The sequence below is a fragment of the Flavobacterium silvisoli genome (assembly GCF_004329815.1).
Lineage (GTDB): Bacteria > Bacteroidota > Bacteroidia > Flavobacteriales > Flavobacteriaceae > Flavobacterium > Flavobacterium silvisoli.
The window spans coordinates 67,400-91,715 of the sequence record NZ_SJPE01000002.1; the positions used below are offsets into that span (position 1 = coordinate 67,400).

19 protein-coding genes and 1 tRNA gene are annotated in these 24,316 nt (G+C 37.6%); 13 read left to right on the top strand and 7 right to left on the bottom strand.

What is annotated here, in order from left to right; genetic code table 11:
- Positions 1-21 precede the first annotated feature (21 nt).
- From EZL74_RS02625 to EZL74_RS02650, 6 genes are all read left to right on the top strand, one after another.
- On the top strand, positions 22-1,050 hold the full coding sequence (locus EZL74_RS02625; protein WP_121312631.1) for a rod shape-determining protein: 1,029 nt from the start codon (positions 22-24) through the stop codon (positions 1,048-1,050).
- A gap of 73 nt (positions 1,051-1,123) precedes the next feature.
- Positions 1,124-1,951, top strand: coding sequence for a rod shape-determining protein MreC (gene mreC, locus EZL74_RS02630; protein WP_131475040.1), 828 nt, complete (start codon positions 1,124-1,126; stop codon positions 1,949-1,951).
- On the top strand, positions 1,944-2,450 hold the full coding sequence (locus EZL74_RS02635) for a rod shape-determining protein MreD (RefSeq protein WP_131475041.1): 507 nt from the start codon (positions 1,944-1,946) through the stop codon (positions 2,448-2,450). Before mreC ends, EZL74_RS02635 begins: the two co-directional genes overlap by 8 nt.
- Positions 2,447-4,381, top strand: a complete 1,935-nt coding sequence (mrdA, locus tag EZL74_RS02640; RefSeq protein ID WP_131475042.1) for a penicillin-binding protein 2 — start codon at positions 2,447-2,449, stop codon at positions 4,379-4,381. The genes EZL74_RS02635 and mrdA overlap by 4 nt, the downstream gene beginning before the upstream one ends.
- 10 nt (positions 4,382-4,391) lie before the next feature.
- Complete coding sequence (gene rodA, locus EZL74_RS02645; RefSeq protein WP_131475043.1) at positions 4,392-5,651, top strand: rod shape-determining protein RodA; 1,260 nt, start codon at positions 4,392-4,394, stop codon at positions 5,649-5,651.
- A 47-nt stretch (positions 5,652-5,698) separates the two neighbouring features.
- Positions 5,699-6,226 (top strand): hypothetical protein, encoded by a 528-nt coding sequence (locus EZL74_RS02650; RefSeq protein ID WP_131475044.1) that lies wholly within the window; start codon positions 5,699-5,701, stop codon positions 6,224-6,226.
- A 45-nt stretch (positions 6,227-6,271) separates the two neighbouring features.
- On the opposite strand, the gene EZL74_RS02655 is transcribed toward EZL74_RS02650, so the two are convergent.
- Positions 6,272-8,542: a carboxy terminal-processing peptidase gene (locus tag EZL74_RS02655; protein ID WP_131475045.1), complete on the bottom strand. Its 2,271-nt coding sequence runs from the start codon at positions 8,540-8,542 to the stop codon at positions 6,272-6,274.
- Between the two features lie 212 nt (positions 8,543-8,754).
- On the opposite strand from EZL74_RS02655, the gene surE reads away from it, so the two are divergent.
- The 4 genes from surE to EZL74_RS02675 are packed head-to-tail and all read left to right on the top strand — an operon-like array spanning position 8,755 to position 13,424.
- Positions 8,755-9,525 carry a 5'/3'-nucleotidase SurE gene (gene surE / locus EZL74_RS02660; RefSeq protein ID WP_131475046.1) on the top strand — a complete coding sequence of 257 codons (771 nt, stop codon included), beginning with the start codon at positions 8,755-8,757 and terminating at the stop codon, positions 9,523-9,525.
- Between the two features lie 3 nt (positions 9,526-9,528).
- A complete protein-coding gene (lpxB, locus tag EZL74_RS02665) occupies positions 9,529-10,641 on the top strand; it encodes a lipid-A-disaccharide synthase (RefSeq protein ID WP_131475047.1) in 1,113 nt (370 codons plus the stop codon).
- A gap of 45 nt (positions 10,642-10,686) precedes the next feature.
- Positions 10,687-11,352 (top strand): C40 family peptidase, encoded by a 666-nt coding sequence (locus tag EZL74_RS02670; RefSeq protein ID WP_240034545.1) that lies wholly within the window; start codon positions 10,687-10,689, stop codon positions 11,350-11,352.
- A 41-nt stretch (positions 11,353-11,393) separates the two neighbouring features.
- Positions 11,394-13,424 (top strand): ComEC/Rec2 family competence protein, encoded by a 2,031-nt coding sequence (locus tag EZL74_RS02675; RefSeq protein WP_131475049.1) that lies wholly within the window; start codon positions 11,394-11,396, stop codon positions 13,422-13,424.
- Between the two features lie 11 nt (positions 13,425-13,435).
- Here the strand turns inward: EZL74_RS02675 and EZL74_RS02680 are convergent, their stop codons facing one another.
- The 5 genes from EZL74_RS02680 to EZL74_RS02700 all read right to left on the bottom strand — a co-directional run bounded on the left by EZL74_RS02680 (position 13,436) and on the right by EZL74_RS02700 (position 20,901).
- On the bottom strand, positions 13,436-13,900 hold the full coding sequence (locus EZL74_RS02680) for a thioredoxin family protein (RefSeq protein ID WP_131475050.1): 465 nt from the start codon (positions 13,898-13,900) through the stop codon (positions 13,436-13,438).
- Between the two features lie 66 nt (positions 13,901-13,966).
- The gene (locus tag EZL74_RS02685; RefSeq protein ID WP_131475051.1) at positions 13,967-15,451 is read right to left on the bottom strand and encodes a peptide MFS transporter; all 1,485 of its coding nucleotides are present in this window, start codon (positions 15,449-15,451) and stop codon (positions 13,967-13,969) included.
- Between the two features lie 4 nt (positions 15,452-15,455).
- Positions 15,456-17,114 (bottom strand): peptide MFS transporter, encoded by a 1,659-nt coding sequence (locus tag EZL74_RS02690; RefSeq protein ID WP_131475052.1) that lies wholly within the window; start codon positions 17,112-17,114, stop codon positions 15,456-15,458.
- 74 nt (positions 17,115-17,188) lie between these two features.
- Positions 17,189-18,706: a peptide MFS transporter gene (locus tag EZL74_RS02695; RefSeq protein ID WP_131475053.1), complete on the bottom strand. Its 1,518-nt coding sequence runs from the start codon at positions 18,704-18,706 to the stop codon at positions 17,189-17,191.
- Between the two features lie 26 nt (positions 18,707-18,732).
- Positions 18,733-20,901 (bottom strand): S9 family peptidase, encoded by a 2,169-nt coding sequence (locus EZL74_RS02700; RefSeq protein WP_131475054.1) that lies wholly within the window; start codon positions 20,899-20,901, stop codon positions 18,733-18,735.
- A 179-nt stretch (positions 20,902-21,080) separates the two neighbouring features.
- On the opposite strand from EZL74_RS02700, the gene EZL74_RS02705 reads away from it, so the two are divergent.
- Positions 21,081-22,091 (top strand): hypothetical protein, encoded by a 1,011-nt coding sequence (locus EZL74_RS02705; RefSeq protein ID WP_131475055.1) that lies wholly within the window; start codon positions 21,081-21,083, stop codon positions 22,089-22,091.
- Positions 22,092-22,128: 37 nt separating this feature from the next.
- Here EZL74_RS02705 and EZL74_RS02710 read toward each other — a convergent pair.
- A tRNA-Phe gene (locus EZL74_RS02710) sits at positions 22,129-22,201 on the bottom strand.
- A gap of 100 nt (positions 22,202-22,301) precedes the next feature.
- On the opposite strand from EZL74_RS02710, the gene EZL74_RS02715 reads away from it, so the two are divergent.
- Both EZL74_RS02715 and EZL74_RS02720 read left to right on the top strand, forming a co-directional pair.
- Positions 22,302-23,030: a type III pantothenate kinase gene (locus EZL74_RS02715; RefSeq protein ID WP_131475056.1), complete on the top strand. Its 729-nt coding sequence runs from the start codon at positions 22,302-22,304 to the stop codon at positions 23,028-23,030.
- Positions 23,027-24,310, top strand: a complete 1,284-nt coding sequence (locus EZL74_RS02720; protein WP_131475057.1) for an outer membrane protein transport protein — start codon at positions 23,027-23,029, stop codon at positions 24,308-24,310. Before EZL74_RS02715 ends, EZL74_RS02720 begins: the two co-directional genes overlap by 4 nt.
- Positions 24,311-24,316 lie beyond the last annotated feature (6 nt).

Sequence of the window (24,316 nt, forward strand, 5' to 3'; positions counted from 1 at the left end):
ATTTAAACCCTTAAAAAACTTATGGGATTTTTTGATTTCATGACCGAGGATATTGCCATCGACCTTGGTACAGCTAACACACTGATAATTCACAACGATAAGGTTGTCATAGACAGCCCTTCAATTGTTGCTCGTGACCGAATATCGGGCAAAATCATCGCCGTTGGAAAAGAAGCCAACATGATGCAGGGTAAAACCCATGAAAACATAAAAACCATACGTCCGTTAAAAGATGGGGTTATTGCCGACTTTGATGCTTCTGAAAAAATGATCAGCATGTTTATCAAAAGTATTCCGGCGTTAAAGAAAAAAATGTTTACTCCGGCACTCCGCATGGTGGTATGTATCCCTTCGGGAATAACTGAAGTAGAGATGCGTGCGGTAAAAGAAAGCTGTGAACGCGTAAACGGAAAAGAAGTGTACTTAATTCACGAACCAATGGCAGCTGCCATTGGTATCGGTATCGATATTATGCAACCTAAAGGAAACATGATTGTAGATATTGGAGGGGGAACTACGGAAATTGCGGTTATCGCTTTGGGCGGAATTGTATGTGACAAATCGGTTAAAATTGCCGGTGACGTTTTCACGAACGATATTGTTTACTACATGAGAACCCAACACAATTTATTTGTGGGAGAAAGCACTGCCGAGAAAATTAAAATTACTATAGGTGCAGCCACTGATGACTTGGAGACTCCACCAGACGATATGTCGGTACAAGGACGTGACTTATTGACCGGAAAACCAAAACAAGTTGAAGTATCATACCGAGAAATAGCCAAAGCTTTAGACAAATCTATCCAGCGTATTGAAGATGCCATCATGGAAACGTTATCACAAACACCACCTGAATTGGCAGCTGATATTTACAATACCGGTATTTATTTAGCCGGTGGAGGTTCTATGTTGAGAGGGTTAGACAAACGTATTTCGCAAAAAACAGATTTACCGGTTTACATAGCCGAAGACCCATTGAGAGCGGTAGTACGCGGAACTGGGATGGCACTTAAAAATATCCCGAAATTCAGAAGCATTTTAATTAAATAATTAGCCGCTAAGACTATTTATTTTTTATCTTTATTTCGACGGATAGTTACAACAACCATTATACAGTTTAAAAATGCAGCAAATTTTTAATTTTATACTTAAAAACAGTAATCGCTTACTGTTTTTGCTGCTTTTGGTCATATCCTTATTGCTTACGATTCAGTCTCATTCTTATCATAAAAGCAAAATCATCAGTTCGGCTAACTTCTTTACCGGTGGAATTTATGAACGGGTTAACAATATTAATGAATATTTCAGCCTGAAATCTCAAAATGAAGAATTGGCTCTTGAAAATGCCCGTTTGAAATCGCTTCTATTCAACCAAAAAGACACTACTAAAGTAGCACAATTAGATACGATAAAAGGAGTTAAAAAAACGGATATTATCGTTTCAAAAGTTATTCACAACTCCTATAGTGTACACGAAAATTACCTCACCATAAACAGCGGAGAAGCTGACGGTGTTCGTCCTGACATGGGCGTCATCAACAGCGCAGGAATTGTTGGGATAGTAGACAAGACTTCGAAAAATTACGCTACAGTTATCAGTATCTTGAATATCAATTCTAAAATTAACGCCAAAATCAAAAAATCAAATCATTTTGGCTCATTGGTTTGGAATGGCAAAAGCACCGGATTCGTTCAGTTGATAGACGTACCGAGGCTGGCCGGAGTTCGCAAAGGAGACACTATCGTTACCGGTGGGCAGTCGATTATCTTCCCTGAGAATATTGGCATCGGAACCATTGACAAGGTATATATTGACAATGTAACGAACTATTACACTTTAGACATCAAACTTTTTAATGACATGACTAATCTGGGACATGTATATATCATTAAAAATAAAGATGCTGAAGAAATTTCGAATTTAGAAAAACAAAACAAAAACGATGAATAACGCCTCGCTTGGAAATATCGCCCGATTTGTTTTGTTATTGGCCGCACAGGTTTTGATATTCAACCGTATCGACCTTTTTGGGTTTATCAATCCGTTTCCATATGTATTGTTTATTATCCTTTATCCGGTAAACGGGAATAAAATGGGATTGATGGCTGCCAGTTTCTTTCTGGGCTTACTGATGGACATGTTTTGTAATTCAGGTGGGGTACATGCTGCAGCTTGTCTCGTACTGGCCTATTACAGACCCGCTATTTTCAAATTTTCTTTTGGTTTGAGTTATGAATATCAAACGGTAAAACTGAATGACACTCTAACCCCTGAGCGGTTTTCGTTCATCCTCATAGCCGTTGTACTTCATCACTTTGTATTGTTTGTTTTAGAAGTTTTCAAAATCAGTTTTCTTTGGGACATTTTGGTCCGCACAGTACTGAGTACACTATTCACCATCATTACTTGTATTATTATCATCTACATCATTAAGCCAAGCAAACGATGAGAAAAGTTTTATTGCCCACAATCATTTTCGTCGCTACGATTTTACTTGTAATGCGGCTTTTTTATTTGCAGGTAATTGACGACACTTTAAAATTAAAATCGGATAATAATGCTATTAAAATTAAGTATGATTATCCCGAGCGTGGTTACATTTATGATCGGTACGGCAAGCTTTTGGTAGCCAATCAACCGTCTTACGACATCATGGTTATTCCTAAAGACATTAAAGATTTAGACACTATAGAATTCTGTAGGCTGTTAAAAATTACCCGAGAAGAATTCTTGACCAAAGTGGCTAAAGCCAAAGTATACAGCCCGAGGCTTCCTTCGGTTTTTTTGGCTCAGTTAAACAAAAAAGAATACGCTGCATTTCAGGAAATGCAACGAAAGTTCAACGGTTTTTACATTCAAAAACGTTCTTTAAGAGATTATCAGGTGTCGTTTGGGGCTAATGTTTTTGGTTTTATCACTCAGGTAAACGACAAAATCATCGAAAAAAACAAATACTACAACAGCGGCGATTTGATTGGACGTCAAGGAGTTGAAGAAAGTTATGAAGAAATTTTACGAGGCATCAAAGGTGTAAAATACATCCAAAAAGATAAATACAATCGCGAAATTGGCTCTTACAAAGAAGGTAAATTTGACACTATAGCCGTTCAGGGTAAAGACATTAATTTGAGTATCGATGCCGAACTCCAAAAATACGGTGAAGAGTTGATGATTAATAAACGAGGGGGTATTGTTGCTATTGAACCCAAAACCGGGGAAATTTTAGCTTTGGTTACCGCACCGTCATTTGACCCGGCTATCTTGGTAGGAAGACAACGTTCGAGAAATTACACCATGCTTTACCATGATTCCATAGCAAAACCGTTATACGACAGAGGGTTGTTAGCAGAATACACCCCAGGTTCTCCGTTTAAAATCCTAACCGGATTAGTTGCTCTTCAGGAAGGAGTAATTGATGAAAACACTTCTTTCTCTTGTCATCATGGTTTCAGTTATGCTCCCGGCAGATTCATGAAATGCCACTGTCATGGTGGCGAAATGCAATTGCACCGCGGAATTTACGAATCCTGCAACACCTATTTTTCTAGTTCGTACATGCGAACCATCAACAAGTACAACAATCCTCCGAAAGGTGTTGATGTATGGAGCAATCACTTGAAAAGTTTTGGACTGGGACAGTTCATGGGATATGATTTACCCACCGGAAGAAAAGGAAGTATCCCCACATCTAAAACCTATAAAAAAATGTATCCGGGCTGGGGCTGGTCAAGTAAAACCATCGTTTCCAACGCTATCGGTCAGGGTGAAGTTTTAATGACACCTATACAATTAGCCAACATGATTGCAGCTGTGGCCAACAGAGGATATTATTACACACCTCATATCATTAAAAAAATAAAAGGACAGCCTATTGACAAACGCTTTCGAACCAAACATTTTACTACCGTTGACAAAAAGTATTTTGAACCAATGATTAGTGGCTTGTTTGATGTTTATAATCTTGGAACAGCTCATGGTTTGAATGTAGAAGGCATTGAAATTTGCGGAAAAACAGGAACCGCAGAAAATTATGCCAAGATTAACGGAAAGCGTGTAAAACTTCAAGACCACTCTATCTTTGTTGCTTTTGCACCTAAAGATAATCCTAAAATTGCCATTGCAGTATTTGTAGAAAACGGATATTGGGGCGCGCGTTGGGCAGGTCCTATAACCAGTTTGATGATTGAAAAATACATCAAAAGAAAAATCACCCGCAAAGATTTAGAAAAACGAATGCTCGAAGGAAGTCTTGAGGCTGAATACAACAAGTACTATCCGAAACCCATTATAGACACATTGATTAAGCAAAAATTAGACACTCCCGTAAAACCGGAAATCAAAAAAGAAGACGCTAAACCAAAAGTTACTCCGACAAACTAATTTCCAGAAAATGAAAAATCAAAGTGTAACGAATAATTTAGACTGGATAAGTGTTCTTATCTATATTGTCTTGGTCATATTGGGATGGTTGAATATTTATTCCTCTTCTTTGTCTTCTATAGCCGAAGAGACTTCCATTTTCGATTTTACACAAATTTACGGGAAGCAATTTATGTTCATCTTGTTCTCTATCCCGCTGATTTTTGTTGTGCTCTCTGTTGACGGTAAATTTTATGAGAAATTTTCCAGTGTTATCTATGTAATCGGATTGCTCTCACTGGCCGGTTTATTTGTTTTTGGTAAAACCATCAAAGGGCAAGCCAACTGGTATTCTTTCGGTTCCTTCGGATTACAGCCCTCTGAATTTGTAAAGGCCGCTACAGCATTGGCTTTAGCCAAATATTTGAGTGATGTTCAGGTTAACTTAAAAGACACTAACCGACAAATTCAAGCTCTGGGAATTTTGGCATTACCCATATTATTAATCATACCGCACGATCCGGGAAGTGCTTTGATATACAGTGTTTTCATCTTGGTTTTATACCGAGAGGGACTACCTTCCTGGTATGTATGGACCGGTTTTATCGCCTTGGTTTTATTTGTGTTAGCCTTAGTCATAAAGCCTCTTGCATTGATAGGGATATCTTTAGCAGTTATAGTTTTTGTGTATTACAGAAGTCGAATTATACACCGAAACTGGATTTTGAGTGCTATCATTTTTGTGACGATATCCGGTTTTGTCTTTTCGGTAGATTATGTTTTTGAAAATGTATTCAAACAACACCACCGCGATCGTTTTAATATCCTTTTGGGAAAAGAAGTAGATATGAAAGGGATAGGATACAACACCAATCAGTCCGAAATTGCCATCGGTTCCGGAGGTTGGTTTGGCAAAGGTTATCTGGAAGGCACACAAACCAAAGGAGGTTTCGTTCCCGAACAACACACCGATTATATCTTCACCACAGTGGGAGAAGAATGGGGCTTTCTGGGCTCACTGTTTGTCATTTCCTTATTCGTATGCTTAATCATCAGGATTATTTATCTATCGGAGCGACAGAAGACTAAATTCAGCCGGGTCTATGGTTATTGTGTGGCCGGAATTTTATTCATTCACTTCTTTGTCAACATTGCCATGGTCCTTGGGATATTTCCAACCATAGGAGTACCACTACCGTTTTTCTCTTATGGTGGTTCCGGACTTTGGGGATTTACTATTCTGCTCTTCATTTTCCTGAAAATGGATGCCAATAAGGTGAACGAATGGTAATTTTCATTGCTTTTTCGTAAATTTGGGTGAATACTAAATTCATAGCTATGAAAACTAAAATTATTCTTGCCCTGTTATTCGCTTCTCAATCTGTTCTGAGCATTGCTCAAGAAGTAAAAGACACTGTAACTGTGCCTGTAGATTCTGTTCAACTGAAGCAAATTCAGATAGAAAATACAGCTCAGAAGAAAAGAAACACAGTACTCTCTTCTGAAGAAATTCTGAGCATACAAAACGCTACTTTAGAAAAGCAAAAAGAAACAGAAGCAGCGGCCAAAAAACTCGAAAAAGAACAGAAGAAATTAGAAAAAGAACAACGTCGCTTTGAAAAAACTCAGGATAAAATTGCTTCAGCTGAAAAGTCATTAATTAAAGACAAAAAACGTTTGGTCAACGAAAAAGAAAAGCTTGAAAAAATGAAAGCCAAACTCGACAAAAACAAACGTAAAGGAAAACTTAGCGATACAGAAATAGAAAAAGAGAACATCAAAATCAGCAAACAGCAAATAGAAATTAACGAATTGCAAAACGATATTGATAAAGCGGAAATAAAGCTGAACAAACTCAGAGGATAAAAAAAAGCCACCAATCGGTGGCTTTTTTATTTTAACTATTCCGGTTTACGATTTTACCAGTTTATCCTTCTTCACTTTAGACGTCAGACTTTTGTTATTCTCAGATTGCAAATCATTTAAGATATGAATGGCTTCTTCGATATAAATGTCTTTTGAAAGATTTTCATGCCATCTGTCTCTTTTTTCTTTTAGAACAGAATCTTTATTCATAGCATCCACTTCGTAAGGAAGTGATTTGAATTCAAAAGCATTTTTATAGTCAACAATCGATTTATATTTTTTGCTTTTCTCTTCTAAAGCTTTTTGTTCGGCCTTAAATTTATCGATGTTAAGGCTATACACATTTTCCTTGTTGCGTTCATCAAGCCACTTAGCATTTTCGTCAATCAATTTCATTTGAGCATTATCTCTCATACGCTCTCTGCTTTTGGCTATGGCAGCATCAAAATTGTTTTGTTTGTTCCAAATTTGATAATTAGCAGGATCTATTTTATCCCATGGCATAGCATTGTCAATATCTCTTTCACCCATTTTCAAATACGAATAACGATCCGGTATAGCTACATCACTTTTCACACCTTCAAGCTGTGTAGAGCCCCCGTTAATTCGATAGAATTTTTGAGTGGTCGTTTTCAAAGCACCTAAGTCGCCATAAGTACTGCCGCGAACAAACTGATTTAAATCGATAACGTTTTGAACAGTTCCTTTACCATATGATTGTTTGCTTCCGATGACAACACCTCGTTTGTAGTCTTGTATTGCAGCGGCTAAAATCTCTGAAGCAGATGCCGAAAACTCGTTAATCATAATTACCAACGGACCGTCCCATTGTACTTTAGAATCGCGGTCGTATAATACTTCTTTTTTACCGGCAGCCGATTTGATTTGTACAATTGGTCCTTGCTCAATAAACAATCCTGCAATATCAACCACAGTTTTCAAAGAACCGCCACCGTTATCACGAACATCCATCACGATTCCCTGAACACCGGCAGCTTTCAGGCGCTCTACTTCCTGAGCAACATCCTTACCGGCATCACGACTGTTTTGGTCTTCAAAATCAATGTAGAATTTCGGCAAATAAATAACTCCGTATTTAAATCCGTCTTTCTCTACTACACTCGATTTTACGTAGGTTTCTTCTATTTCTACCTCATCACGAATGATGGTAATAACCTTGATAGTTCCGTCTGTTTTTTTAACGGTTAAACGCACTTCGGTTCCTTTAGGTCCTTTTATTTTTTTCACTACATCATCCAAACGCATTCCTACAACATCAACCGGTTCTGCACTGCCCTGGGCAACTTTTAAAACAACATCTCCAGACTCTAATTGTTTTCCTCTCCAAGCCGGACCTCCGGAAATCAGTTCAGAAATCTCGGTAAAGTCTCCTTTCTTTTGTAAACGGGCTCCAATTCCCTCTAACTTTCCGCTCATGCTCACATCAAATTTCTCTTTTTCGTTAGGAGCAAAATATGAGGTATGCGGATCAAAACGGGAAGCTATGGCATTTACATAAATAGAAAACCAATCTTCACGGTCTAAATCTTTAATGAAATTGAAATTGTCATTCAAAGAATTCAAAGTAGATTCCCTGGTTTCTTTCTCTAACTCGTCAAAGGTTTTAATTTTATCATATTTCTTCTTCGCATCGTCCTCAAGAAATTTCTTTTCTGCCTCAGGTGTTAATCCTTCAGGCGAATTTTTGCGAAAATCTTCCAAGCGTTGCTGTGGAGTTTTTTTTGCGTCACGAGCCAAATCTTCTTGCAATTTTTGTTTTTCTACCAATGAAGATAACGCAGACAATTTGACTTGTTTACGCCATCTGTCTTTTAATTCGTCAGTGGTTTTGGCAAACGGCATTTTTTCATAATCCGTATTAAAGGATTCGTCTTTTTTGTAATCAAACGGACTTGCTAAAGCTTCTTTGTAATAGCTTTTGCTTTCTTCCATACGTTGCATCAAACGATTGTAGGTCAAATCAAAAAAGGACAAGTCTTTTTCTTTAATCTGATCATCCAGTTTCGTTTCGTATTGAGCGAATTCATCAATATCAGATTGTAAAAAGAAACGTTTTGAAGGATCAAGAGCATTCAAATAATCTTTGTAAACCCCTTTTGAAAAATTATCGTCAATAGGCGCCGGGCTGTAATGCCCTTTTTCGATAACGAACGTCAACAACTCCAACAACAACTTATCTTTCTCAGGATCTGAGGCTTTATGTGAAGGCCTAAAACTCCACAAGGCTAGCGATAGTGTTACAATTACCAGTAGTATTTTATAGTTTCTTTTCATAAATTGAATTATAATTTTCATTAATTTTTTGGTCTAAAGTAAACAAAAAAACATGCTGTAGTTTTTCAAAAGAATCTTTTTTTGTTAAAAACAGTACGGATGTATATTATGCTGCATACCTAAAGCATCAAAGTTATAAAAATGTATCTTTATAAAACTTTAAAAAACGTTAATTTTGCAGCCGGACGGTAAGTCGCAAAAACCGTGCTATTGTTACATAACCCGTAAAACCTATGTCTTTAAAACCTACCATTTTAGTAACCAATGACGACGGAATTAACGCCCCGGGGATCCGAGCCCTGATTGAAGTGATGGCCGAGATTGGTGAAGTCTTAGTGGTTGCTCCCGATAGCCCGCAAAGCGCTATGGGACATGCAATTACCATTAACAACACTCTATATCTTAATAAAATCTCTGCCAACAATGCTCCGATTACAGAATATTCGTGCTCAGGAACTCCGGTTGATTGTGTCAAACTGGCAGTGAATGAGATTTTGAAAAGAAAACCGGATTTGTGTGTTTCAGGCGTGAATCACGGCTCCAATTCTTCTATCAACGTCATTTATTCCGGAACCATGAGTGCCGCAGTAGAAGCCGGTATTGAAGGTATTCCGGCAATTGGGTTTTCACTGTTGGACTATGACTGGAATGCTGACTTTGAAACCCTGAAACCATTTATCAAAAAAATTGCTTCAGAAGTTTTGACAAAAAAAATGGCGGAAGGCACTGTACTGAATGTCAATTTTCCCAAACTGAAAGCAAATGAAATCAAAGGCATCAAAATCTGTCGGCAGGCTAAAGCCATTTGGATGGAAAAATTTGACAAGAGACAAACACCATACGGAAAAGATTATTACTGGCTAAGTGGTGAATTTGTCAATTTAGACAAAGGAGAAGATACTGACGAATGGGCTTTGGCAAACGGCTACATATCTATTGTACCGGTTCAATTTGACTTAACAGCACATCATGCCATTGCCGAACTTAATTCCTGGAATTTATAAACTATGAAATATTACATCATTGCCGGAGAAGCTTCGGGCGATTTACACGGCTCTAATTTAATGAAAGCTCTTTACCAAGAAGATGCTTCGGCAGACATTCGTTTTTGGGGCGGTGATTTGATGCAAAAGGTAGGCGGTACTTTAGTAAAACACTATCGCGATTTAGCCTTTATGGGTTTTGCCGAAGTGGTTATGAACCTCAAGACCATTCTCAACAACATCAAAATCTGCAAAAGAGATATCGAAAAATTCAAGCCCGATGTAATCATTTTTATAGATTATCCCGGATTTAATATGCGTATTGCTCAATGGGCCAAAAAAAGAGGCATCAAGACACATTACTACATAGCGCCACAAATTTGGGCCTGGAAAGAAAACCGCATCAAGGCCGTTAAACGAGACTTTGACAAACTGTTCGTCATCCTGCCATTTGAAAAAGAATTCTTCGAGGTAAAGCATCATTTCCCTGTCGATTTTGTGGGTCATCCGCTGATTGATGCTATTCACAATCGCCCAAAAACAGATGAAGCGACATTTAAAAAAGAAAATCAGTTAGACGAAAAACCCATCATTGCCATCTTACCGGGAAGTAGAAAACAGGAAATTGCCAAAATGCTGAGCGTGATGTTGAGTATCGTTGATGATTTTAGTGAATATCAATTTGTGATTGCAGGAGCTCCCAGTCAGGATTATCATTTTTACGAACAGTTTTTGACCAATAAAAACGTAAAATTCATCTCTAATAAAACCTATGATTTGCTCAGTGTAGCTACTGCTGCATTGGTTACTTCGGGAACGGCTACCTTAGAAACCGCGCTGTTCAAAGTGCCCGAAGTCGTTTGTTACAAAGGAAGCTGGGCCTCATATCAAATAGCCAAGCGAATCATTACACTAAAATACATCTCATTAGTAAATTTAATAATGGATGAAGAAGTAGTAACCGAATTGATTCAGGACAAATGCAATCCTAAAAACTTAAAAACAGAACTTTCCAAATTGCTTGAAACCAAATACAGAAAAGCATTGCTAGAAAAATACGAAGCTTTGGAAGCCAAATTAGGGGGCGAAGGAGCCAGTGCAAAAACTGCTAAATTAATCTTAAATGAACTGAGGTGATTTTGATTCTAAATTGATTTTTTTACCTTTGTCAAAATTCTTTTTTTGAAAAAACTCGTTTACATATCGTTTGTCTTATTGTTGTTTACATCATGTAAACCAACGTCTGCCATCATTACATCTAAAGACGAGGCCTTAAAAAAAGGCGTTTATGTTCAGCCGGTTGCGGTGGCAGAAAAAGAAGAAAAAACAAGTACTCCAAAGAAGGTTAACACTAATCATACAGCAGCGGTTAAACCTAAGAAACAAGTTTCGACTCCCAAAAACATTCCCGGCATCAACGACAGCAACGACAACGACATTATTGTTGAAAATGAGGATTCCAGCTATTTGGTGGAACAACTCATCAACACAGCTTCGGATAATTTAGGCACCCGATACAAAAGTGGAGGCACCAGCAAAGAAGGATTTGATTGTTCGGGATTGATGTTTTCAACTTTCAAAAAATTTGCCATAACTCTGCCCAGATCATCTCATGAAATGGCTGAAATTGGCACCAAAACAACTTTGAGCAACGCCAAGAAAGGGGATTTAATTTTCTTCATCAATCGAGGTCAACGTCGTATCAACCATGTCGGTATGGTAGTAGAGGTTAATGGTGATGATGTAAAATTCATCCATTCTTCGACTCAAAGCGGGGTGGTTATTTCTTCTATCAAAGAGCCTTATTATCAAAGAACTTTCGTTCAAATCAATCGAGTACTAGATTAATTTTCTTTCATTTGTAAAAATTTTTTATGTAATTTAGTTACATGAAAATCTTACAATTTCCATTAATTAAAATTTTTATCGGATTCCTATTGGGCATTCTTTTGTTCCGATTGATAAATCCGCAACCTATTTTTGTTTTTGGCAGTTTGGGAGTCTCGGTACTGACCTTGTCCGTTATTCATTATTACATTACAAGAAACAGCTCCCTTACATACTTATTCGGAGGTTTGGCATTATTTGCTTCGGTAATGAGCGGCATGACCACAGCGTTGATTCATAAGGACTCATTTCGTCACAATCATTATACACATCAGATACTAGATTACGACAAAGAACATCAGCTCAAATTATTGGTAAATGAAAAACTGAAAAGTACTCCGAAAAACAATCGATTCCTATGTTGGGCCAAAGAAGTTGACGCCAAAACGAGTTCGGGAAAAATCATTCTTAATGTGGCAAAGAAAGATTCATCTCCTAACATAAAAATTGGGCATATTCTCAAGGTTTCAGGAGTTGTTTATAAAAACGCTCAACCATTCAATCCCGGTTTGTTTGATTACAGTCGTTATCTTGAAAACCAGGAAATCTATGCTCAAATCTACTCTAAAAGCCATCAAATTAAACCAGAAAACTATGAACCGGGCATTTGGGCCTCCTTTTCTAATTTCAGAGAAACCATTATATCCAATCTGCGAAACTCACACATTTCTAAAGAAGAATTGAATGTGTTGAATGCCTTGATCCTGGGTCAACAACAAGACATTTCTCAGGAAACCCTGAAAGATTATCAATACGCAGGTGCCGTTCATGTTTTATCCGTTTCCGGGTTGCATGTGGGTTTCTTATGGATGTTCATCACTTTTATCCTGAAACCTATCGGCAATTCAAAGAAGGGTGCTTTTTTGAAACTGGGAATCATACTCCTCTCGCTTTGGTCATTTGCAGTACTCGCCGGTTTATCTCCATCAATTGTTCGCTCGGTGACTATGTTTTCTTTTGTTGCCATTGGCACCCACTTGAAAAGAACGGTCAACATTTATCATACTTTAATAGTCTCAATGTTCCTGATTCTGCTGTTCAAGCCGTCATTTTTATTTGATGTTGGGTTTCAATTGAGCTATTTGGCTTTATTTTTCATATTGTGGTTAGAACCGGTTTTATCTCAACTATGGCAGCCCAAAAACAGAATCATTCGCTACTGTTGGAATATACTAACTGTTTCATTTGCGGCTCAAATCGGAACCATGCCTTTAAGTATTTACTATTTTCATCAGTTCCCGGGTTTGTTTTTTATTACCAATCTGCTCATATTGCCTTTACTTGGATTTATTATGGGAATAGGGGTAATCGCTATTTTGACAGCCACCTTCCACACGGTTCCATTTTGGATAGTCAAACCATTGGAAGGACTAATTAGCTTACTCAATTTCCTTATTCATTGGGTGGCATCTTTTGAAGGTTTTATCATTCGAAATATTTCCTTTTCTCAGGAAATGTTGGTTTGTTCTTATATAGCTCTTTTTTTACTGATTCTTTGGATAAAAACCCCGAGATTCAGGCACCTATTCTTTGCTTTATCAGGCATTATTGCATTACAGTTTTGTTTTATTTTTCAAAAACAGAACACACAGAATACCGAAGAATTAATCGTTTTCAACAGCAAAAAAAACACGATTCTGGTCGAAAGAAAAGGTGCAGAAGTAACCATTTACAGCAATGACAGCATACTAAATACTCTTGATAACAACCTGACAGTACAATCTTATTTAGTGGCAAATTTCTGCAAAACAAGCCAACGAAAATCACTAACTAACGTGCTGTTTTTCAAACAACAAAAAATATTGATTATTGACGATTCTTGTGTATATCCAAGCCGGATAAATCCTGATATAATCATACTCATCCAATCGCCAAAACTCAATATGCAACGCCTATTGAATACCTATGATCCCAAACAAATTATAGCTGACGGATCTAATTACAGAAGTTATGCAAAACTATGGGAATCGACCTGCCTGAAAGCAAAAATCCCTTTTCATTATACCAACGAAAAGGGATTTTGTAAACTATAAAAAGAAACTTATTATTTCTTTTTTCCGAGAATCTGATCAGCTCCGGCTAACCAAACACTTGGTCCACCTGCTACATAACCTGTACTTCCGAGTTTTTCAAGATTGATTTTACCGTCTTTTTTGGTAGCGTTTACAAACCAAACCGTTGGGTATCCCTGCACTCCGAATGTTTGTTGCAATTCTTGGTTTTGTCTTTGTATTTCAGGTTGCTGAGGAGTTCTTCTAGGGAAATCCAATTCAACTAAAACTACATTTTCTTTGGCCCATTTGGCAAATTCAGGAGTCTTTAGAACTTCTTTTTGTAAACGAATACACCAACCGCACCAATCGCTTCCGGTGAAAAACAACAATAATGGTTTTTTAGATTTTTTAGAAATCTCCATGGCTTTGTTCATATCGGTTTGCCAGGTTAATTCTTGTGCTTGTATGGTTAACGAACCCAAGATTAAAAATAAGGTAATAGCTATTTTTTTCATTTTAAAATAATTGTATTTAATTATGTCTTTGGCAATCGTCAAAAACAATGCCGAAATTTAAGTATTTTATTTTACATCCTGCATCAATTTTTTCAGAAAAGGTGAAATCAGAATTAAAATTAATCCGGCAATTAAAGAATACATGGCTAATTGATAATAGCCTTCTGTATAAGACTGTAATTTTGACAACAAAGTTGCACCCTGATTAGATCTTGATATTTCAGCACCCAATTTTCCGGCTGCTAGCTGCCCGAAAGCACTCGCCAAAAACCACAATCCCATCATCATTCCGAATAGTTTTTTGGGCGATAATTTGGTGATAATTGACATTCCAATCGGCCCTAAACAAAGCTCACCAATAGTGGTAACAAAATAGGCCAGTGTAAAGATGTTCAAAGAAGTTATTCCTTCTGCATTGGCAAAAAACTTAGTATAATAAAAGATAAAAAATGAAGCGGATAAGAATAAAAATCCGATTCCAAATTTAATCAGAGTATTGGGTTCTAATTTCTTTTTGGCCAACCATAACCACAACAATCCTATAATTGGACTTAAAACAATTACAAAAAAAGTATTTGAACTGTTGTTTACAACATTGGGGTCAATTGTAAAGCCCAGTAAATTACTATTCAAATTGTCTTTGGCAAATAAGGATAACGAGCCGCCGCTTTGCTCATAAATGGCGTTAAACAAAAAGTAAAAGAAGATAAACGAAAACGCAGCGATCAATTTTTTCTTTTGACTGGCACTGGCCAACTTTATCAATTCGTAAATAAAATAACCGACAGCTATGATGCCGATGGTATACATAAAATAGTCGGTGTAATCGGTATTTTTAACCATTATGAAAATAAACGGAATGCTCAACAACGACCCCAAATAAACGGCTATTTCTCTGATTTGTCTTTTAGATTTTGGAAGTTGCACCAATGGAGAATCGCCTATTGGCCCCAAGTGCTTTTTGGTAAATAAGAAAGTAAGTAAACCGGCAGTCATTACAATGGCTGCAGCTAAAAAGCATAAACTCCACGAATAATATTTACCAAGAAAAATACACAAAGCGCCTCCAAAAAGACCTCCGATATTTATCCCGGCATAAAACATTCCGTAACCCGCATCTCTTCTTGGATCTTTTTCGTGATACAACTCACCCACCATAGAAGAAATATTAGGTTTAAAAAAGCCTGTTCCTATGATAGAAAAAGCAATACCATAATAAAACATGTGTTGCGGAGCGAACGCTATGAGTAAGTTACCCAATATCATCACTATACCTCCAAAAAAAAGTGACTTTCTGAAGCCTAAAACTTTGTCTGCAAAGATTCCTCCGATAAAAGTAAAAGCGTATACAAAAGCCTGTATAGCACCGTATTGTAAATTGGCTGCATCATCCTTTAAAAGCAGTTGATCTACCATGAAGAAGGTAAGTACTCCGCGCATGCCATAAAAGCAAAAGCGTTCCCACATTTCTACGGTAAACAAATACCAGAGTTGTTTTGGGTACTTTCCTTCAAAATTTTGAATTTGTTCCAGTGTTAATTTATTTTCCATTTTATTAATTTATTCCTTTTTCTTGCATTACTTTATTTAATTTTTTCACCAAAACAAACATCAATAAGGTGGCAAACATCAGCAAACCGAAATTCACCCAAAAAAAGTCGGCTTTGTTATCATACGTGTCCCACATACTGGCTAAAACTCCACTGAGTTTGTTCCCGATGGATGTGGATAAAAACCAACCTCCCATCATCAATGCGGTGATATTTTTAGGTGACAATTTGGATACTATGGATAATCCCATCGGACTCAAGAACAATTCTCCAATAGTGATGATACCATAATTGGCTACCAGCCACCACACCGAGACTTTCTCCGTTCCGTTATTCCCTATTTCGACCGCAGCAACCATTACCAATACTGACAAAGCAGAGATTAACAAACCAAAAGCAATTTTAGTTGGGGTACTCGGCTCCTTTTTTCTGGATCTTAAGAAAGTGAAAAAAGCCACGACCAAAGGCGTCAGTATAATGACCCAACCCGGATTGATGGATTGGCTCAAATTGGTAGCCCAAAGCGACACTTTAGCCCCCTCTGCCGGTTTTTTGCTTTCTTCTACATTTCGGAAGTACAGCGGATAGTTCACCTCTTTTTTGACTACGCCGTTTTCTTTTTGCAGTCGGAAATTATGATCGTATAATTCGATGGAATCTTTTTTAAACTCGACTTCTTTGGACAGTTTCAAGGCACTGAAAACGGTTTGCGAGGTCCCCGTGACTTCACGGTCAGTATATCGGTCAGCCCAAGTGGTAAGCGCGGAACCGTTCAATTTGAATACGGCCCAAAACAAAATCACCACCGCAAAAATAGCCAACAAGGCCCCTATCGGTCTTTTATCTTCGGTCTTGGCTTTAAAATACAAACTTCCGTAAAAGAAGATGACCGGTATACAAGCAAAAATAAAGGCATCGGTACTGTCGGAACCAAAGATATAGCTATCCGGATTGGCCTCCGATTGCACGCCCTTAAGCAACCAACCGATGACTCCAAAAATCACCGAGGGCAATAAGATGAAAAGAACAATTTTATAAAACGGCATATCACCTTCCTGCACGCCTTTTTTCTCGGTTTTAGTACCATAATGTTTGGTACCCAACAAGAATACAATCACTCCGATAAACATTCCGACACCGGCAGCCATAAACGCATAGTGCCAGCCCAAAAGGATTTGCAATGCGGCTCCGAAGAAGTTACAGATAAAGGCCCCTACATTGATTCCCATGTAAAAGATATTGTATCCTTCATCTTTCTTTTCTTTGTATTGGTCTTCGTTGTAAAAATTACCCAAAAGGGTGGAAATATTGGGTTTGAAAAAACCGTTTCCAACAATGACCAACGTCATGGCTACGTACAACATCGTAAGACTGTGGATGCCCATCATAAAGTAGCCAACCCCCATCATGACTCCTCCGAGTACAATAGATTTTTTATAACCCAGATAACGATCGGCGACTAACCCGCCAACGAACGGCGTCAGGAAGACCAACGCGATGAAAGTACCATATAAATCAGAGGCTTCCTTCTCGGTCATGGCAAACCCTGCCTCAACGTCTTTCAGGTAAAGCGTAAAAATACCAATCATTAAATAATAACCGAATCGTTCCCACATCTCGGAAAGAAACAAATAAGGGAGTGCTTTAGGATGACTTTTCCACATATATTACAGATTTAAAAAAACAAACCTACAAGGAATTCTTGTAGGTTTGAAAGATATAAAATATTTTTAACTAATTAGTGTCCTACTTCTACAGCACCTTCCACGTGGTCATTGTGCATACGTTTTTCAAGCCAAGAGCTCAATACAAACAAAATGGCAGCGGCAACACCCGACATGATTATGAACAGCACAAAAAACTCGTACAAGTTAGTGATTTGAAAACCAAGAAAATGAGTAGCTCCACCTGTCCCGTCTTCACCACCTGGTATAAGGGCACTCAACGTTCCGGCAAATTTGTTGGCTGCGGCATTGGCTAGGAACCATGTTCCCATCATCAAAGACGACAAACGCAAAGGCGCTAATTTGGAAACCATTGACAAACCAATTGGCGACAAACACAATTCTCCCATCGTGTGAATTACATATAATGAAAACAACCACCACATAGATACTTTATCGCCAACACCTAATCCTTTTACAGCAATAGCAATTACTACATAACCTAAGGCCACCAAACCAAGACCGATAGCCATTTTCTTAGGAGAAGACGGTTCTAATTTTCTGGCGTATAAGAATCCCCAGATGATGGTGAATATAGGAGCTAAAGAAATAACCGCTAACGGATTTACCGATTGGAACCAGCTGGCAGGAATTTCAAAACCAAAAAAGTTTCTGTCGGTTTGTCTGTCGGCAAACAAGGTTAAAGAAGCACCAGCTTGTTCGAAAGCACCCCAGAAGAAAATCACAAAAAATGCCAAAATGAAAATAACAGTAATTCTTTGTGTTTCTATTTTGGTTAAACTTTTATCGCTGAAAATAATAATCGGCATGGCAATCATAGCGCCATAAATAAAATAGCTGATGATGTCAATATCACTTTTGAACATTTGTTTGAAATTCAACATAAAGAAGATGATGGCAATTGAACCGATAATCATTCCGATGCTTTTTCCGTCTAATTTTTTTACCGGAAGACCAATCTCTTTGCCTTCTTCAGAAACAAGAAATTTCTTTTGCCCAAATATAAAAGCAACCAATCCCAACAACATTCCTACTCCGGCTGCTAAGAATCCCCATTTGAAATCCATCGAACCACAAACTAAAGGCGAAAAGAATGCTCCCAAGTTAATTCCCATATAGAAAATAGTGAAAGCACTGTCAATTCTTCTGTCGTTGGCAGGATATAACTGTCCTACCATTGTAGAAATATTCGGTTTAAAGAATCCGTTACCAATAATGATGGCTGTAAGTCCCATCCACATGATGGCTACTCCGCCGTTAGCTCCTACAGAGGCACTAAAAAACATACAGAACTGTCCGATGGCCATTAGCAATCCTCCGATAACAATACTTCTTCTGTTTCCTAAAAATTTATCGCAAAGATAGCCTCCTAAAAGTGGCGTTAAATAAACCAACCCTGTATAACTTCCGTAAATTTCGGACGCATCGGCATCTTTCATCAACAATACTTTGGTCATAAACAGAATGAAGATGGCTCTCATTCCATAGTAACTGAATCGCTCCCACATTTCTGTGAAGAATAGGAAGTATAATCCTTTAGGATGTCCAGTTTTCGCTTTAGTTTCACTCATAATTATAGTTTTAATTTATTTTGGTTTTATAGTTTCTCTTTGATGAAAGCAGTCATTTTGTTGAACAACTGAATTCGGGTTTTGCCACCGTAAATTCCATGATTTTTATCGGGATAAATGGCCCAGTCAAACTGTTTGTTGGCTTGCACCAAGGCTTCAATCATTTGCATACTGTTTTGTACATGCACGTTATCATCGGCACTACCATGAATTAACAAATAATTACCTTTCAGTTTTGACACGAAATTAATCGGCGAGTTGTCATCATAACCATTGGCATTTTCCTGTGGTGTCTGCAAATAACGCTCGGTGTAAATACTGTCGTAAAAACGCCAATTAGTAACCGGAGCCACCGCTATAGCCATTTTAAATACATCGGATCCTTTTAAAATACAGTTGCTCGACATAAATCCGCCGTAAGACCAGCCAAATATACCTATTCTGGTTTTATCTACATACGAATAATTTCCGATGACTTTGGCCGCATCAATTTGGTCTTCTACTTCTAATTTTCCCAATTGTTTTTGCGTACATTTTTTGAAAGCCGCTCCTTTGAATCCGGTACCTCTTCCGTCAACACAAACTGTGATGTATCCTTGTTGTGAAAGCATCATAAACCAGTAATCATTGGTATCTAACCAGTCATTGGCCACTTGCTGTGAACCCGGTCCCGAATATTGGTACATGAAAACCGGATATTTTTTATTGGCATCAAAGTCTTTGGGTTTAATCATCCAAGCGTTCAACTTGTTGCCTTTTTCGGTAGTCAATTCGAAAAATTCTTTGGTGGGCAAATCGTATTTTTTCAGTTTTTCGGTCAAAGCAGTGTTGTCTACTATTGGCTGTACAACTTTACCGCTGGAAGCCGAGTTCAAAGTATAGGTTGGCGGCGTAGTGGCATTAGAAAATGTATTGATGAAATATTGAAAATTAGGGCTAAATATTGCTCCGTTCGTACCGTTTTTCTCGGATAACTTCACTTTCTTTTTTCCGTCTAAACCAATTTTATAGATATCTCTGACTGTTGAGCCATTCTCGGTAGACTGGTAAAAAACAGTTTTTGTTTTTTCGTCTAAACCGTAATAAGCGGTTACTTCCCAATTGCCTTTGGTAACCTGACTTTTGAGTTTTCCGGTTTTGTCGTACCAATAAATGTGATTGAATCCGTCTTTTTCGCTGGTCCAGATAAAACTGTTGTCTTTCAGAAAAGTCAAATTATCGGTTACATCTACATAGGCATTGTCTTTTTCATTCAAAACTACTTTGGCGGCGGCAGTAGTTCCGTCAATAAATAACAAATCCAAATTATCCTGATGACGATTCAATACCTGAGCAGAGAGCACATTGGCATCATTAGTCCATTTCATTCGGGCAATGTAAAAGTCATTATAGTTACCCAGATTTACAGGCTTTGTAGCATTATTGTTTACATCGTATAAAAACAAAGAAACCAGCGCATTTTTTTCTCCGGCCTTCGGATATTTAAATGTTTCTACCGTTGGATACAAATCCTTTTTAAAAATATTCATCGAAAACTCGGGCACTTCGGTTTCGTCAAAACGAATATAAGCCAGTTTTTTGCTGTCGGCGCTCCAATCAAAAGCTCTCACGAAAGCAAATTCTTCTTCATAAACCCAGTCGGTAATTCCGTTGATGATGCTGTTCTTCTTTCCGTCAGTGGTAATTTGAGTCGTTTTTTTAGAAGCAATATTGTAAATAAAAAGATTGTTTTCTTTTGCAAAAGCTATTTTAGTCCCGTCGGGCGAAAAAGTAGGTTCCTGCACCTGTGTCAACACTTTGGTGAGTTGTTTTGTAGCTATAGTGTACAAAAAGAAATCGGCCGTAAACGAATGTCGGTAAATCTGATTGGTATTGTTGGCAATCAAAATTTGCTTTTCATCACTGCTGAAGGTGTAGCTGTCAATGCCATCGGCCAATTCGCTAAAATCTTTAGTATCGATTAATGTGGCTACTTTTTTCAAGGTGGCGTAGTCGTACAAATCAATCTGCATACTTCGCGCAGATCGGTCAAAATTAAGCACCGTGTACTGATTGGTATTTTTCAGTGCCTGAAGTTCATCCATACCTTGTGCTCTGAAAGCTCCGGTATAAATTTCTTCAACAGTAAGTTTTTGTTGCGCAACCAGTGAAAAACAAGACAGAAAAAACAGGATAAGTAATTGCTTTGATTTCATTTTTAGGATTGATTATAAAAAGCCGTCAATTTTAGTGAAAATTTTACAATTACCATTCACTTTTTGTGTTAAATGCTATTTGAAGCTGCTGCCAGAATGAGAAAAGTAAGGTTTGAAGCGCGTTTAAATTTAATTTATTGTTGTATACTTGTTTCGCAAACCCTTAGCATCAAAACTCTATGAACACCAAAGAAACAGACATTCTCAACATTATACTCATCATTGTTTCGCTCGCTTTAGCGTTCAATCTGCCTTTCGAATTATTTTTGTTTTCGTATGCTTTTCTTGGCCCGCTGCACTATTTAACCGAGATCAATTGGCTAAAAGAAAAAAACTACTTTTTACGGGAAACCAAATGGATATGGTTTTTTGTGACTATGGCTTTTTTGCTGTGTGTACCTTTATTTTTAAAACTTTTAAGTTCAACAAGTTTGGGCTCAATAGCGGGTTATCAAAATTTTCTTGATTTCATGAATAAGATTGGAGATGAAATCATTGTGGTTTCCCTTATGCTGGCTTTGGGATTAATTTATTTTAAGAAAAAAAAGCAACTGATTTTGTTCTTGTTGCTGTCCTTATCAGTAGTAATAACTCTTTTAAACTACCTTCCGGCTATGGCATTGACCATGGTAGTTTTTGTACCTACCATTGTACACGTATATTTTTTCACCTTACTGTTCATGATTTATGGCACTATACACTCCAAAAGTACTCCGGGCATCATCGCTATAGTTTTGCTGATTCTGGTTCCCTTGATTATCATGACAAGTCACATCAATACAGCCGATTATTTCCCGTTAAAAGAAAAAACCGTAACTTCATTCAACGGCAGTAATTTTGGAATCTTGACCTTTAATTTATCGCATTTATTTGAGGCTACACCAGAAGGAGCATTCAATTTTATGTCGGTCCTGGCGATTAAAACACAGATATTCATTGCCTTTGCATATACGTATCATTATCTGAATTGGTTTTCAAAAACCTCCGTTATCGGTTGGAATAAAAACTTATCAAAGACCAAAACCTACACCATATTAGCAATTTGGGCAGTAAGTATCGCTTTGTATTTATATGAATACCGAATCGGATTTATTGCTTTGCTTTTCCTGAGTCTTATTCACGTATTTTTAGAATTTCCGCTGAACATGACTTCGATAAAAGGAATAGTTGCAAAAGTCAAAGTCAAATAAAACAAAAAACCCGAACAATTCTGTTCGGGTTTTTTTGTGGTATCTCCAGGAATCGAACCAGGGACACATGGATTTTCAGTCCATTGCTCTACCAACTGAGCTAAGATACCTTGCTTTGTTGCGGGTGCAAATATAGAACGATTTTTAATTTATCCAAAACAAATAATAAAAAAAAAGTATTCATACCTTAGCATCATCAAAATCTCCGCTATGCTTTTAGCCATTGACGTTGGAAACACCCGAATTAAAGCTGCTGTCTTTGAAGCGAATACACTTTTTGACGCGTTTATTTTCGTTAAAGAAGAATTTGCCGAAAAAATTGAAATTATTTTACAACAACACCCAAAAATAACAACTATGGTAGTGGCTTCAGTCGGAAATCTGGACCCGTCAGCCTTTTCATCTTTTGAAAAAAGAACCAAAATTGAGTTCATTTCACATAAAACTAAATTTCCTTTTCAAAATTTATATGCCACTCCCAACACACTGGGTATTGACCGGATGGTTTTAGCCGCCGGAGCTGTTCTTCAATTTCCAAAACAAAACCGATTGATTATTGATGCCGGGACTTGTATAACCTATGACTTTGTTGATGCTGATGACCGCTATTTAGGCGGAGCCATTTCACCCGGCATAACTTTACGGTACGAATCTTTGCATCATTTTACCGCGAAATTACCTCTACTGACCAAGAGCTATCCCGAAAATTTCATTGGTAATTCAACCACGGAATCTATGCATTCTGGAGTAGTGAATGGTGTGATTAGTGAAATCGACAGTTTTATTGAGAATTATAAAACCCGATACGCTAAATTTATCATAATTTTAACGGGTGGCGATGCAGATTTTTTGGCTAAACGATTAAAAAATACCATATTTGCCAATTCAAATTTTCTGCTGGAAAGTTTGAATCAAACTTTTCAATACAATCAAAAATGATTAAAAAAATTATAGTAAGCATCTGTTTACTTGTTTCTATCAATGCATTAGCACAGGAAGGAACTGCTTCACCTTATTCTTATTACGGAATTGGAGACATTAAATTCAAAGGAACCGTTGAAAACCGCTCAATGGGTGGTCTTTCTGTTTTTCCTGACAGTACCCACATCAATCTGCAAAATCCGGCACAATTAGCAAGCTTAAAGTTGATCAACTTTAATTTGGGCGGAACGTATATCAACACCCATTCCAAATCAGAAGTTCAAACCGAAAAAGCCCGAAGAACGGCTGTTGATTACTTGTCAGTAGGAGTTCCGATAGGAAAAGTGGGCATCGGTTTCGGATTGATTCCTTATTCATCGGTAGGATATAAAATTGAAAAACCGGTAACCGAGACCAACAACATCTACTCGACTTACAAAGGAATTGGCGGCGTTAATAAAGTTTTCTTGGGTTTTGGTTTTAAACTGAACAAAAAATTCAGTTTTGGTGCCGATGTTCAATACAATTTCGGAAAAATCGAAACAACCAATCTGCGTTACAAAGCCGGTCTTGACTTCATCGAATTAGGAACAAGAGAAAACAATTCATCAGATTTACACGGAATCAATTTTGATTTGGGACTGACTTATCAAACCAAATTAAATCAAAAGCTTTCGTTCTTCAGCGCATTAACCTATACGCCCGAAGCGAAATTATTCTTAGACAATTCCCGCAGCATTGACATTGTAAAAATAACTTCAACCATCACCATTGAAGAAACTCAACAAATAGCAGTAGAAGACACTAAAATTAAACTACCATCAAAAATTGCGTTTGGATCTGGATTCGGAGAAGTTAAAAAATGGTTGATTGGAGGCGAAATCACTTACTTAAATACCAGTGTTACTTCAAACCGTTTTAAAGATATTTACGGTCCGATTTCCGGAGAAGACACACGCTATACCACCTCATTCAAAGATGCCATGCGTTATAGTATAGGAGGGTATTTTATACCTAACTACAACTCCTACTCGAGCTACCTGAAAAAAGTTACTTACCGTGCCGGTCTTCGTTATGAAAATACCGGATTGGTAATACAAGGAAAATCTATTGACGATATGGCCGCCAACATAGGATTAGGCTTGCCGTTAGGAGGCGGTTTTTCTAACATCAATATCGGGCTCGAGGTTGGAAAACGCGGTACTAAATACTACAACCTGGTTGAAGAAAATTACGTAAATTTAAGCATTGGTTTATCCCTCAGTGACAGATGGTTCGTTAAACGCAAATACGACTAAACTTCA